Source organism: Candidatus Amarolinea dominans, from assembly GCF_016704685.1.
GTDB classification, from domain to species: Bacteria; Chloroflexota; Anaerolineae; order SSC4; family Amarolineaceae; genus Amarolinea; species Amarolinea dominans.
The window spans coordinates 217,792-231,398 of the sequence record NZ_JADIZS010000005.1 but is presented as its reverse complement, the minus strand read 5'-3'; the positions used below and the strand labels follow the sequence as shown (position 1 = coordinate 231,398).

General features: G+C 61.8%; 12 protein-coding genes and 1 pseudogene. 5 read left to right on the top strand and 8 right to left on the bottom strand.

Translation table 11 applies throughout. The features are described from left to right. Positions 1-734: 734 nt before the first annotated feature. From IPF85_RS05250 to IPF85_RS05215, 8 genes are all read right to left on the bottom strand, one after another. A complete protein-coding gene (locus IPF85_RS05250; protein WP_343407014.1) occupies positions 735-1,082 on the bottom strand; it encodes a hypothetical protein in 348 nt (115 codons plus the stop codon). A 120-nt stretch (positions 1,083-1,202) separates the two neighbouring features. Beyond that, a complete protein-coding gene (locus IPF85_RS05245; protein WP_343407013.1) occupies positions 1,203-2,327 on the bottom strand; it encodes a radical SAM protein in 1,125 nt (374 codons plus the stop codon). A gap of 17 nt (positions 2,328-2,344) precedes the next feature. Continuing rightward, positions 2,345-2,704 carry a DsrE family protein gene (locus tag IPF85_RS05240; protein ID WP_343407012.1) on the bottom strand — a complete coding sequence of 120 codons (360 nt, stop codon included), beginning with the start codon at positions 2,702-2,704 and terminating at the stop codon, positions 2,345-2,347. Between the two features lie 12 nt (positions 2,705-2,716). Further along, positions 2,717-3,130, bottom strand: coding sequence for a hypothetical protein (locus tag IPF85_RS05235; protein WP_343407011.1), 414 nt, complete (start codon positions 3,128-3,130; stop codon positions 2,717-2,719). Then, positions 3,131-3,307 carry a hypothetical protein gene (locus IPF85_RS05230; protein WP_343407010.1) on the bottom strand — a complete coding sequence of 59 codons (177 nt, stop codon included), beginning with the start codon at positions 3,305-3,307 and terminating at the stop codon, positions 3,131-3,133. Between the two features lie 87 nt (positions 3,308-3,394). Further along, positions 3,395-4,270 carry a radical SAM protein gene (locus tag IPF85_RS05225; protein WP_343407009.1) on the bottom strand — a complete coding sequence of 292 codons (876 nt, stop codon included), beginning with the start codon at positions 4,268-4,270 and terminating at the stop codon, positions 3,395-3,397. Positions 4,271-4,415: 145 nt separating this feature from the next. Next, the gene (locus tag IPF85_RS05220; protein ID WP_343407008.1) at positions 4,416-6,758 is read right to left on the bottom strand and encodes a UvrD-helicase domain-containing protein; all 2,343 of its coding nucleotides are present in this window, start codon (positions 6,756-6,758) and stop codon (positions 4,416-4,418) included. Positions 6,759-6,789: 31 nt separating this feature from the next. Then, on the bottom strand, positions 6,790-7,449 hold the full coding sequence (locus tag IPF85_RS05215; RefSeq protein ID WP_343407007.1) for a Maf family protein: 660 nt from the start codon (positions 7,447-7,449) through the stop codon (positions 6,790-6,792). Between the two features lie 315 nt (positions 7,450-7,764). Here IPF85_RS05215 and nrdR point away from each other — a divergent pair, with 315 nt between their 5' ends. The 5 genes and pseudogenes from nrdR to IPF85_RS05190 all read left to right on the top strand — a co-directional run bounded on the left by nrdR (position 7,765) and on the right by IPF85_RS05190 (position 13,599). Continuing rightward, positions 7,765-8,223 carry a transcriptional regulator NrdR gene (gene nrdR / locus IPF85_RS05210; RefSeq protein WP_343407006.1) on the top strand — a complete coding sequence of 153 codons (459 nt, stop codon included), beginning with the start codon at positions 7,765-7,767 and terminating at the stop codon, positions 8,221-8,223. Between the two features lie 31 nt (positions 8,224-8,254). Further along, positions 8,255-9,127 carry an ATP-binding protein gene (locus IPF85_RS05205; protein ID WP_343407005.1) on the top strand — a complete coding sequence of 291 codons (873 nt, stop codon included), beginning with the start codon at positions 8,255-8,257 and terminating at the stop codon, positions 9,125-9,127. 2 nt (positions 9,128-9,129) lie between these two features. Continuing rightward, positions 9,130-9,669, top strand: a complete 540-nt coding sequence (locus tag IPF85_RS05200; RefSeq protein ID WP_343407004.1) for a hypothetical protein — start codon at positions 9,130-9,132, stop codon at positions 9,667-9,669. Between the two features lie 16 nt (positions 9,670-9,685). Beyond that, positions 9,686-10,186, top strand: a pseudogene (locus tag IPF85_RS05195) (ATP cone domain-containing protein); the annotation flags it as partial. A 92-nt stretch (positions 10,187-10,278) separates the two neighbouring features. Next, entirely contained in the window at positions 10,279-13,599 is a 3,321-nt protein-coding gene (locus tag IPF85_RS05190; RefSeq protein WP_343407003.1) for an HNH endonuclease, read from the top strand. The last annotated feature ends 8 nt before the right edge of the window (positions 13,600-13,607 follow it).

Sequence of the window (13,607 nt, the reverse complement as noted above, 5' to 3'; positions counted from 1 at the left end):
CGATGTTGAGCCAGGAAGACCAGATCGGCTCGGCCATTTTCCAGGAAACGCGGATGCCGTAATTGCCGGTTGCGTAGCCTGAGGTAAAGGTCGAGGTAAACGAGTTGCCGGAGATAGAGCTTGTCCAGTTCCAGGCCGTGGCGCCGGCCGAGTTCTGGCGAGAGACATCATAGGTTCCGGCTTGTCCTGTCCAGCTCCAGGTGCTGTTGGTGTTGGTGCAAAGTGGAGATGCAGATAAAGTGACCGGCGTTGGCGCGGGCCACAGGGGACCGCAACAAGTGTCTTTACAGTCGAAATTGTTGCCGCTGCAGTTGTTGGCTTCTTCGCAGTTTTGGTCGCCGACGTTGCCGCTTGCGCCGCTTGTCCCGCCCGGCCACCATTGATAGTGCCCGGGCAGGTAGACATCATTGCACTAGCTGTTTTGATTGGCCTGGCCGCGCCAGATGTTGTCCGGATCAAAGGGATTACTTTTGCGGCAGGCGCCGGCGCAGGCTGCGGCCGGAGGCGATGTAGTGGGTTGGCCCGTGAATTCGTTCATGCGCCGCGGCGGGCTCGTCGCGCACGAAGCCCACTGATACGTGAAACCCGCTCAAGCGGGTTGCGCTGGTGGGAACTGGTCTTGTCAGGTTGTGGTGGTTGGGGTTGTGAATTCGCTCTGCGCAAGTCTTACGAATTCAGCCATCACACCCAACACCAACCTGCTTTAGCAGGTTTCGGTGTATCAGACCGTGAATTCATTCACGGGGCAACACGAGGGAGACGGCCAGGAAGACTTCCATCAGGAAGATGCCCCACCCCAGCACACTGATGTTGGGAATGATGACGTTGGCGACGAACGCCTTGTGCAGCGGGACCTTTGAGGCAAAGGCCATGAGGCCCGTCCAGTCACAGAGACCGGCGGTGCGCGCTGTCAAACTGGTGGAAACGGCAAAATCGGCCGGACAGCCGAAGGAAGGGGGCAGCTTCCACGACAACTGGGTGAACCACAGATAACCGATGATGACGCGGCTGAGAAAAAGCCCGAGTCCGCCGAGCCGATCCAGGCGTCCGGCTAAGCCAGGGAGAGCGATAGGTTTGAGCATAAGAACCTCCGAAAAGGGCAAAGTGCAAAATGCAAAGCACAAAGCATCATTGGAGCGGGGCGACCTGCCGCAGGCGTCTGTCCCTCATTATTGCACTATGCACTTTGCACTTTGCACTTCCTACAAACTCCAGTAGACGCCGCAGTTGGCGCAGGCTTTGTGCGGGTGCGTGCTGAGCAGGTTGACGCGAAATTGCTGATAGAGGTAATCGTTCCAGAGGTCGGCGAAGGGCCGTTCGAAGAGGTTACCCAAAATCAGGCTTTCATAATCGTGGGTGGCGAAGGGCGAGATGCAGCAGGGCAGGCAGTTGCCGTTGGCGGTGACGTAGGCGGTGGTCCAGGGGCGCAGGCAGGCGCGCCAGGGCGCCTCATCGGCCATGCGTGCGGCATCCAGGCTGTGGCGGGGATCGCGGGCGCCGGAAGCCCGGAACTGCACGCCCAGCGCCGCGCTCAGGGCCTCACATTCAGCGATGATCTGTCCTTGCAGGTCATCGTCATGGCCGAAGATGGCAAGTTCCTGCCGCGCCATACCGTATTGCGTGCCAGGCTCCTGGGCAAAGTAGGTCAGGCGCTGCACATAGACTTCGGGCACGCCCAGTTGCGCGGCCAGGCGCACCAGGTCGGGCAGCTCGATCAGGTTTTCCCGCGTGGCAACGCACCAGATCGAGATCTGCGGCTTATCCGCGCCCAGGCGCCGCTTGGTCGCGGCCAGGCCGCCTAACCCCTCGATGATCTTGTGCAGCAGGTCCGCGCCGCGAATGGCCGCGTAGGTGGCCGCTTCGGCGCCGTCAATCGAACAGCGAAACTGATCGAGGCCGCTGGCTACCAACGCCTCCTGCCAGGCGGGCGTCAGCAGGGTGCCGTTGGAGTTGAAGAGCACTTCCACCTGGCGCGCCTTGAGATAGGCGATCATCTGGGGCAGCTCGCGGTTGAGCAGCGGCTCGCCGATGCCGTGCAGCACAGCCCGTTGCAAGGCCGGGAACTGATCCACGATGGTCACGAACTCGTCGAAGCTGAGCGTCTTCAGCGGCTCACGCGTGAAGTAGGTGCGCGGGCAGGTTTCGCACAGGAGATTGCAGCGATTGGTCACCTCGATGAAGACCACCGCGGGCGACCAGGCCGCGCTGGCGCCGCGCTCGGCGCCAGTCGGCAGGCGGTACGCGTCGGGCAGAAAGGTCTGCTCCGGCAGCACAGGCAGGGGATCTGGGGGTAACTGGGTTGGCGTCAGCGCAATCGGTTGCCGCATGATACTTTCCGGTTGAGTCACCAACTCAAAGACTGTGCGCCGTTCGCCAGCGCTTCGATGGCGGAGGCTGCGCCGACGACCTGGGCGCCGGGGATGAGCTGCTCCGCGGTGATGTTGCGCGGTTTGGCGCAGGCGCCGCACACCCACAGCGTGCCGCCGCCAGCCACGAACTTTTGCACCAGTTCGCCCAGGGGCGCAAAACCGTTGGCCTGCAGGCCGTCACAATAGCCCTGCGTCGCCACCCACACCCCTTCGATCGTGAGCATGGCGGTGACCTCTTGACCGGATGAAAGACCGACATTGGCCACGACAAAGGCCAACGACGCGCGCTCGACATCATCCTTGCCGTGCGTGTTGTGGATTAGAATTTTTGCCATTGGTTGATTCTCCTATCTCGATGGTTGCTCTTGACGCCTGACCAGATGGCGGCTGCCGCGCTGATCGAGCAGCACGTTGCCGGTCATACGACACCAGGCCGCCAGGTCAACGGCGACGCTGGCATCCGTAGCGTGAATTTCCAGGGTTTGGCCCGCGTGCAGGCCAGCCATGATCGCTGCGATGTCGTCCAGAGGGCCATCTGCGCAGCCCTTGCTGCCGGCATTGTAGAAGGCGTCGGCGCCCAGCAGTGAGCCGATCACCACGCCGGGCGCGGGCGCGGAGGCAATGATCGGCGCCGCCGCAGGGATGAACGCTTGGGCTGCGACGGCAGGGGACGGCGCTGGCGCCTGTCCCTGCCCGTACCAGACGACCAGGCAGGTTTCGGTTCGACGAACGCCCACGGCGTTCGCAATGCCGGTCGTCACTCAGTTGCCGAGCGCCTGCAGATCAGGGCTTTCGATCAGGGCGACCAGGTCATAGCGACCGGTCACGCCGTACACGTGCCTGATGATCGAATCGTCCAGTTTGAGGTCTTGCAGTTCCTGCACCAACTCCTGTACACGCGTTGGCTCTGCCTCGATCAGGACAAGGGCTTGAATCATGTGGGTTCTCCGTTCGATGATTTTTGGGAATAAAGGCTGAATTGGTCATGGGGTCGAAGGCTTCACCCGGAAGCCGCTGCCTCACCCTCAGGTGAAGGTCATCAGGCCTGGCTGGCCGGTGCGGGCAATGGCGTCGAGCTGATCCTGGATGCGCGTGACGGACGCGGCCAATGGGAAGAGATGACGGCTGATCAACATGTCCGCGTCGGTAGACAGGGGGTGCCAGAACACGCCATCGAGGCTGACTGTGACTTCGGGGAGGAGGTTGGTCATGCTCAACTCCAGGCCCTCTTTGGAATAGCCGCGCCGCGCCAGGGGGCGCACGAAATGATCGCTGTCCGGGATGCCCAGGCCGCGATGCAGATCACAGATGTCGGCCAAGCGCGGGGAGTTGACCGGGGTCTCCGTGGTGCTGAGGCGCACGCGAAAGCCGCGGCCTTGCAGCAGGCGAATGCCCTCCAGCGTCTTGTCCCAGGAGCCTTTGCCGCGATAGGCGTCATGATCGTCGGCCGTGGCGCCGTCCAGGCTGACCTGCACGCGCAGGTTGTCATGGGCGATGGCGCCCAGGCGCTCCAGCCGCGGGCCGCGCAAGATCATGCCATTGGTCAACACCGTGGTCTTAACCCGGGCCGTGCTGTAGGCCAGCATGTCATAGATGTCATTGAGGATGAAAGGCTCGCCGCCGGTGAAGAAAACCTCGTTGAAGCCCAGGGCCGTCGCTTCGTCAACCAGACGCTGGACATTGGCAAGGCCCAGCGCTCGCCGCGGCGCGTTGGGGCTGGACTTGGCCACGCAGTAGGAGCAGCGCAGATTGCAGTCGTAGTTGGTGTAGATCCACAGCTTCCACTGTATAGCCTGCATGGCCGGCGCCTCACAGGCTGAGGCAGGCATGGGGACGGGCGCAGGCAAATCATGCGTGGGAGCGTGCAGCGTGGGGGCCGTTGCCAGGTCAACGTGCATCATCGGATTTCCTTGATCGAGATACCAGATTAGGCCATCAGGGGCAGGGGTGGGTTAGTGTACGACACCAGGCCCGGCTGCTCTGTAAACTATCTTTCAATGGTCTCGCAGGCTTGCGATTCGTTACAGCCTGATTGCGTAGGAAAAATCACGAGGTGAGTTTGCGCAGATTGGCCAGGCTGGTCAGCAGCTTCTTGATGCCCTTGTTCTTGAACGCCACCGTCACTTCTTCGTCATCGCCGCGCACCTGGCTGCTGATGACGGTGCCTTCGCCGAACAGGCCGTGGCTGACGCGATCACCAATCTTGAATTGGGAACTGCCGCCGGGCCGGACGGCTTGGGTCGGCCGTGTGGATGGCACGGCCGGCGCGGCGCGCGACGGCGACCAGACCGTGCTGCTGGCCGGCCGCGCGCTGTCCTGCGCCGAACGCGCACGATCGCCACGCGCCTCCGTTGTCGCGTGATCTTCGTCCCCGCGGCGGCCCCAGGTGGTGGTGGCGCGGGCGGCGCTGCGCGCGGCGTCGGTGCGGGCGCGCAGGCTGCGGCCCTCCATCAACTTGGCGGGAATGTCCTGCAAGAAGCGGGAAGGGGAGCTGACATCATCGCTGCCCCAACGCGTGCGGCGGAAGGCGTGCGTGAGGTAGAGCCGTTCTTTGGCCCGCGTAATGCCGACGTAGGCCAGACGCCGCTCCTCTTCCATTTCTTCGGGGTCTTCCAGGCTGCGCGCGTGCGGCAGCAAGCCATCTTCCATGCCGACCATGAAGACGATGGGAAACTCCAGGCCCTTGGCCGTGTGCAAGGTCAACAGGGTTGGCGCGTTGCTCTGCTCCGGCAGGTCATCAGCGTCGGCCACCAGCGCCACCTCTTCCAGGAACAGGGTCAGGTTATCGGGTGCGGCGATGTTGGCGTAACGCGCGGCCACGTTGCGCAGTTCGAGGACGTTATTCCAGCGATCGTCCCCTTCGCCGGTGCCATCGCGCATGTATTTTTCCAGGCCCGTGTCCTTGAGAACCGCCTCCAGCAGTTCGGCCACAGTGGCGCTGGCACGCAAGCGCAGCCAGCCGGCGTGTAATTCATAGAAATCGCGCAGCGCGCCGAGCGCCCGGCGATCGAAGGGGTGAGTGGGCGGCGCATCGGGCGCAGGCGTGGCCGTGGCCCCGGCGCCGGTCAGCGCCAGCGCCAGCGCTTCGAACGGGGTCTTGCCCAGTTCACGCGCCCACTGTTCGAGCGTACTCAGCGTCTTGCCGCCAATGCTGCGCGGGGGCACGTTGATGATGCGGCTGAGACTGACCCAGTCGAGCGGGTTGTGGATGGCGCGTAGGAAAGCGAGCGCGTCCTTGACCTCTTTGCGTTCGTAGAAGCGCGTCGCGCCCACCAGTTTGTAGGGCAGGCTGCGGCGAATGAACGCCTCTTCCAGCGCGCGCGACTGCGCATTGGTGCGATACATGACCGCCGCATCGCCCGGCCGCCGGCCCTCCAACACCAGGCTGGCAATCGTATCCACGACGAACGCGGCCTCTTCGTTTTCGTCATAGGCCTCGAAGATTTGCACCTTGGCGCCATAGCCCTGATCGGTGACCATGTCCACCGGCTTGCGATGCGGATTGGAGGCAATGACGGCGTTGGCCGTGTCCAGGATGGTCTGCGTCGAGCGGTAGTTGCGGTTGAGGTTGACCACGGTCGCGTCAGGGTAATCATCACGAAAGCGCAGGAGATTGCGGAAATCGGCGCCCCGAAAACGATAGATGGATTGATCGGGGTCGCCGACGACGAAAATGTTGCGCCGCGGCCCCACCAGGAGGCGTGTCAGCTCATACTGCGCGCCGTTGGTATCCTGGAACTCATCCACCAGGACATACTGATAGCGCGCCTGGTATTTGCGCCGCACCTCGTCGTTGGCGCGCAGCAGAAGCACCGGAACCATCAGCAAATCGTCGAAATCCATCGCGTTCTGCATCAGCAGCAGTTGCTGGTAGCGCGCGTAAATGCGGCTGATCACTTCCTCGCGATAGGTGGCCGGGGTGTAGGCATCAGGGCCGATCAGTTCATTTTTGGCGCGCGAGATCGTGTTGAGAACGCCCCAGGGTGAGTAGAGCTTCTCATCCAGGTTCATCTCCTTGAGCACCTGGCGCACCAGGGCCAACTGATCGGCGCTGTCGTAGATGACAAAATTCGAGGAGTAGGTGAGATGCTCCGCCTCGCGCCGCAGCAAGGATGCGCACAGGGAGTGAAAGGTGCCGATGGGCAGGCCCCGCAGGTCGGCGCCCAGCAGACGCTCGGTGCGCTCGCGCATCTCGCGCGCCGCCTTGTTGGTGAAGGTCACCGCCATGATCTGCCAGGCCGCGGCCAGGCGTTCCTGCACAAGATGCGCAATGCGGTGCGTCAACACCCGCGTCTTGCCCGATCCTGGCCCAGCCAACACCAGCACGGGACCGGCGGTGGCGGTCACGGCCGTGCGTTGCTCAGGGTTCAATCCAGTCAAAATATCCATCGTTTGTCCAAGTCATGAAAGTGGTTGGTGCTCACGGGGCCGCGTTGGTGGATTGACAGCAGACGCCGCGCCAACCCTGACAGGCTGTCGCTGCGGAGCCTGGTACCGCCACGCCCAGCGCGGTTAAAATCTCCACCACATGGCCCAACGGAAAGCCCATCACCCCGCTGTAGCAACCGTCCAGTCGCGCCACCGGGGCAAAGGTGGGGTGCTGAATGGCGTAGGCGCCGGCTTTATCCTGGGGATCACCGCTGGCGATATACACCGCCAGTTCATCATCCGTGTAGTTGCGCATCCACACCGTGCTCATACTGACCAGGGTCAACTCACGGCCCTGCGCCGCGTCCAGCCCGGTCACCGCGGTGATGACCAGGTGATCGGTGTGGCGCAGGCTGCGCAACATGCGGGTGGCGTCCGCGGCATCCAACGGCTTGCCCAGCAGTTCACCGTGGCGCGTCACGACCGTATCAGACGCCAGGATCAGGGCGCCCGGGCGACGGTCGGCCAACGCCCGCGCCTTGGCCTGGCTGAGGCGGCGTGCCAGCGCCTCAGGCTCTTCGCCCGCACAGGCTTCTTCGTTGACATCCGCGGCGAACGCCTCGAAGATCACACCCAGCCGCGCCAGCAGCTCACGGCGGCGCGGTGATGAGGAGGCCAGGACGAGGATTGGATGGGCGGCTTGGCTGGTCATGAGTCGTGATTGTAGCAGGCGCAGCGTCAACCGTCAAACAGGCCGCCAGGTTGCTCAGTGGCTTCTCGCCTGCCAGACTACCCTCGTCGCGGTCAGTTTGCATTGTCAAGGTATCTGTGGTAGAATTTAGCCCGCAAGGATACCACTACATATTGTGGTTGAGTTAAGTAGTCACACTATATGTAGTGTTGATCTGATCAATGGATCAATTCGTTCGTGCCTGCCCCCCGGCCTCGATGGTATACCTCGATTCAGGCGCATGGGTTGTCGGCAACCACTTGTGGCGTCACGGCTGGTGTTGAAACGTAGGTGATTATGTTTTGTCCGCATTGCAAGAGCGCCGATCATCGCGTGGTAGATACGCGGGGCGCCGGTGATGGTATCCGGCGGCGGCGCGAGTGTCATCAGTGCGGGGGGCGTTTCACCACCTATGAGCAGGTGGCAGCCAGTTTGATGGTGGTCAAGAGCGACGGACGGCGCGAGCCGTATGACCGGCAGAAGCTGTTGGGCGGTATTCGCATCGCCTGCGCCAAACGCCCGATTGCCATGGCTGACATGGAGCGTCTGGTTGGGCGGGTGGAGGAGCGGTTGTACAACCTGGGACGCACCGAAGTGGTCAGCAACACCATCGGTGAAGCTGTCCTGCAGGAGTTGAAAGAGCTCGACCTGGTGGCTTACATTCGTTTTGCCACGGTTTACCTGCAGTTTCAGGACCTGTACGCGGTGCGCAACGAGATTGACAAGCTGTTGCCGTCCGGTAGCCTACCACGGTAGGCGCCCAGCGCACAGTAGAGCTATCCAGACGATGAGCGAGATTCGATTTGCGCTGAGCAGCGGCGACCGTTTCAACAGCGTCGCCTTCGACCGCCTGGTCGGCAGCTTGGTGCATCGGGCGCCAGAACCGGAGCACTCGCTGATCATTGACCTGGGCAGCGCCCGTTTTTTCGATCCCTACGGCATGGTCTGCCTGGTCATGCTTGCCCGTTCGTTGCAACGCCACCAACACCAGGTGGCGTTCGTCCTGCCTAATGACAGCGACGCGCTGCAGTTCGGTCATAGCATGGGGTTCTACGATCAGTTGGCATTGTACAGCAGCCTGCGTAATACCGGCCGCACCCGGTCAGCGGCGCCGGTGCGGAGGCACGGATTGGAACTGACCCCCATTTTGGCCGGCACCGATATTTCCACCGTCGTCGGGCATTTTCTGGCGCTGGCGCGGGCCGAGCTGGGCTTTGGTGTGGGTGACCTGGTGGACAGCGCCAAGATGGTGTCTGAGTTGAGCAGCAACGTGCGAGATCACAGCCAGGACCAGGGGCTGGCCGCGGCCCATTTGTACCGGGACCGCCGCGGCAGTCGTTATATCAGCATCGGTGTGGCCGATCTGGGCATCGGCATCCGGCAGAGCCTGAGCCAGAGGCACCCCGAAGCCGGTCAGTGGACGCATGAGCAGGCCGTCGCCCAAGCACTGGCCGGACTCTCCAGCCGATCAGTCGGCGGCGGTCTCGGCCTATCCAGTACACGTGAGTTGGTGCGGCGCTACCAGGGCCACCTTGCCCTGCGTTCGGGTGACGCCAAGCTGCAACTGAGCGCCGACAGACAGCCGCAGGCGCTGCGTGTGGCGTTGTTTGGCGGCACCCAAGTTGGCATTTCGTTCAGCCAGATGGCTGATAAAGGTTGAACATGGCGCTATATGAAAAAGTGATCGTCCTGGACAGCGCAGTCCTTGGGGGACGTGATCGCAGCATGGCCGAGCGCCTTCTGGACGAGATATTCAAACTACCGCGGCGCAGCCTGCTGGTGCTGGAGTGCGCCAAGACCCTGTTCATGGATTTCTCGTGGGCAGATGAAGTGGTGGTCGCGATCGTCGAAGCGGCGCAGGATAGCAACATCACCGAGCGCTTCGTCGTGCTGCGAACGGCATCGCCCTCGGTGGCCGAGAGTGTGGATGTGGCGCTCAATCGCCGAGGGCTGGCCTGCGTCCATGTGACCGGGCGCGGTGATCTGCAGATTTTGGGCGCGCTCAGCCCGGTGCTGCGGGAGACCTTCGTGCAGGCGCTGGCGTTGAAGCAGATCAGCGCGCAAGACCTGCCAGGCGACCTGTCGCCGAGTACGAAGAGTAATCGGCTGCGCGACCTGGAGAGCAAGGGCCTGGTCTACCGGGTGGGTATTGAAAATGTAGACGGCGGTGGCCGCCGCTTCTTGTACGAAGTGGTACGCTAAGGATACGCGGGGCCAGATGAAGGGTCATCTGGCTATTATTTTCTATAGCGAATTTGGCATAGTTCACAAAAAACGAGTACCCCATGTCGAAGGAGAGCAAGCGATGGCGACTCACATGACGAGTCTCACTGAAACCGGTCCGGAACCAGGGATGCAGGCTGTGCCCGCGAGCGAGGCAATCAGCAGCCCGCTCGCGACCCATGGGCATAACGGCAACGGCAACTCGCAGAACCACAACGGTAACCATGCGCACGTGGCGACGGCCGCGGCGCTGATTCGGGCTAACAGCAGCCGCCCCAGCATCGTGATCCCCAACATGATCATCAAGCGCGATGGCCGTGTGGTGATGTTTGACATCGGTCGCATCGAAAGCGCTCTCACGCGCTGCTTTCAGAGCCTGAACCGTTTGCCCAGCGTGCCGGTGGAGGAACTGGCCCAACAGGTCGTCAACATCATTGCCGCGAAGCACCCGGCGCCGACCGTCGAGGTGGTGCAGGACATCGTCGAGACGGTGTTACAGGCCGCGGGTGAGTATGAGGCAGCCAAACACTACATCCTCTACCGCGCCGAACATGCCAAATTGCGCGGCGCGCGCCCATTCCCGAAGACGTGCGCGCGGCGTTCGCGGAGTCCGATCCCTATTTCCCGACCCAGTTGCAAAAGTTCCAGTTCTACGACAAGTATTCCCGGTTCAACTACGATCTGGGCCGGCGTGAAACCTGGATCGAGACGGTGGATCGGGCAGTCGCCTACCTTGTGGAGCTGTCACAGCAGCGCCTGGCGGCCGAGACCTATGAGCGCCTGCGCCGCAGCATGTTGAGCATGAGCACGATGCCTTCCATGCGCCTGCTGGCGATGGCCGGCCCCGCGGCACGGCGCAACAATATCACCATCTACAACTGCTCATATCAGCCGGTAGAGAGCATTGACTCCTTCGTCGAGGCGCTCATCATCTCTATGAGCGGCTGCGGCGTCGGCTATTCAGTCGAGCATCGCTATGTCGAAAACTTCCCGCGCATCCGCAGGCAGACAGGCGCCACCGCCCTGCCCTACGTGGTTGAAGATTCGGCCGAAGGCTGGGCGGATGCGCTGCGCACCGGCCTGGCCACCTGGTTCGAGGGCGGCGATCTCCGCTTCGATCTGTCGCAATTGCGGCCGGCCGGCGCACCGCTGCGCACCAAAGGCGGGCGCGCGTCCGGCCCGGAACCGCTGCGCCGCATGTTGGAGTTTACACGCGGACGCATCCTGTCACGCCAGGGCAACTTTTTGCGGCCGCTCGATGGGCACGACATCATGTGCGCGGTGGGCGGCGCGGCCGTCAGCGGCGGCATGCGGCGCACCGCGATGATCTCGATCTTCGATTTGGATGACGAGGAGATGCGCCAGAGCAAGAACGGCGACTTCGAACGCACCAACAGCCAGCGCTGGAACGCCAACAACTCGGCGGTGTGGCCGGATCGGCAACTGACACAGCTCGAAATCGCACGTTTCATGCTCGATATGATCGAGTCAGGCCGCGGCGAGCCAGGCATCTTCAGCCGCCGCGCGGCCAACACCCTGCGCCCAGAACGACGCGCCGCCAGCGATTTTGGAACCAATCCATGCGTCACCGGGGAGACGTGGGTTGCTGTGGCCGATGGACGTGGTCGAGCTCAAATTCGCGAGCTGGCGGCCGAGGGCAAAGATGTAGACGTTTACACCGTCAAGGATGACAAGCTGGTCATTCGCACCATGCGCAACCCGCGCAAGACGGGAAACCAAACACCGATCTACCGCGTAACCTTTGCCGATGGCAGCTATGTGCGCGTAACGCTCAATCACCGTTTTGTGATGCTGGATGGCTCCGAAAAAACCGCGGCCGAATTGAAGCCAAATGATGCGCTGAAGGCAATGACAGCTTTCTCCTATCAGAAAAAAGGTCTCCCCAAAGTGGTCAAATGCGACTACGATGCGCCAGATAGCTATCGGATGATCCAGTTCGGAACCCATCGCAAGTCAGAGCATCGCCAGATTTATGCGCATCACACCGGCGTGGAATTGAACGGCATCGAGTACCAGCTACATCACCGCGATTTCGACGGACGAAACAATCACATCTCGAACCTGCAATTGATGACGATAGCGGAACATGCGGCCGAGCATCGGGCACGGATGCTAGGTCAGGACAACCCTGCCGTACGCTTGATGAATGATACCTGGCGTAAAAATCTAAGCGATGCCTGCGCCGGCGCGGTCAATGGCAACGCCAAAGAGATTTCCAATGAACAACTGCAAACAGAATTGATCGCTCTCACCCGCAAGGTTGGCCGTGCGCTCTTGCGCAGCGAGTACACCGCTTATGCGCAGGCCAACAACTGGCCGCGTATGTGGCAAGCCTATCGCCGCGATTATTTTGGCGACGACATCCGGCCGACAATGCAACGCCTCGCTCACGAGCTTGGTTTGCCGGTCATGGAAGCATGGGAAGTGGAAGCGCGTCGTTTCACCGATCTGCCGCTCCGCCAGGTCAATGGGCATACAGAAGTGCAGAAGACCTGCGAAATTTGTGGTGCATCCTTTTGGGTGCGTTTCTCGCAACGCGAGCGAGCGGTTTGCAGTCAATCGTGCAGTCAGAAACTGCATTTCCGGCTGCATGGCACTGAAGAACGTCGTATGCAGTTGAAGAATGCCCATGAGCAGCGTAAAGAAGACATACGCCAGCGGCAGGTTAGAGTCTATAACGATCTGATATCCGAGCTCAACCGTCACCCATCGAAAAAGGAATGGCAGACGCGGTGTCGTCAAACGGAAATCTCACCCGAAGTAAGTCGGGAAAGCAGTCCTTTTCGTTCATGGACAGAGCTGGAAATGGCAGCGGGAGCGACCAATCATCGAGTGATGTCGGTGACGCCAGACGACTTCGATGATGTGTACACCGGTACCGTGGACGAAACACACACGTTTTTCAGCATCGGTAGTGAGCGCCTCGATTCGCGGGGGCGAACCGAAATGGCTTATGTGCTATCATGGCAGTGTGGAGAGATTAACTTGCGTCCGTGGGAATTCTGCAATTTGACGGCCGCGGTGGCGAGGGCGGAGGATACGCCGGAGACGCTGCGCAGCAAGGTGGAGATCGCCACCATCATCGGCGCCATCCAGTCCATGGCCACCCACTTCCCCGGCCTGCGCCCCATGTGGCGGCAAAACTGCGAAGAGGAGCGCCTGCTCGGCGTGGACATCACCGGCCAGATGGACTGCCCGGTGGTGCAAGACCCGCGCATCATGGCGCAGCTCAAGCACCATGCTCTGCAGATCAACCGCCAGGTGGCCGAGACACTGGGCATCAACCCGTCCGCTTCGATCACCTGTGTCAAGCCAAGTGGCAACACCAGCCAGTTGGTGGACTGCTCCTCCGGCCTGCACGCCCGCTGGGCGCCCTATTACGTGCGCAACGTGCGCGTCAGCGCCCACTCGCCTGTCTTCAAGGTGCTGCGCGATGCTGGCGTACCCATGGGCCCGGAGAACGGCCAGACTCCACAGGACGCCGACACCTGGGTGATCCACTTCCCGGTCAAATCGCCGGACGGCGCCATCACGCGCAAGAATCGTTCGGCCCTTGCGCAGTGCGCGTACTGGCTGCAAAACAAGGTCTACTACACCGAACACAACCCCAGCGTGACTGTGACCTATCACGATGATGAGGTGCTGGAATTGGTCAAATGGGTGTGGGAACACCAGGATGTCGTCGGCGGCATGGCCTTCCTGCCCTCGTATGACGCTCAGTACGATCAAATGCCCTACGAAGAGATCGACGCGGACGAGTACGAGCGCCTGGCGGCCGTCTTCCCGGAGATTGATTTCTCCAAACTCTACCGTTACGAAGAGGAAGACCTGACCACCGCCGCGCAGGAACTGGCCTGCATGGCCGGCGCGTGCGAGGTGATGCTGTGATTCAGGAG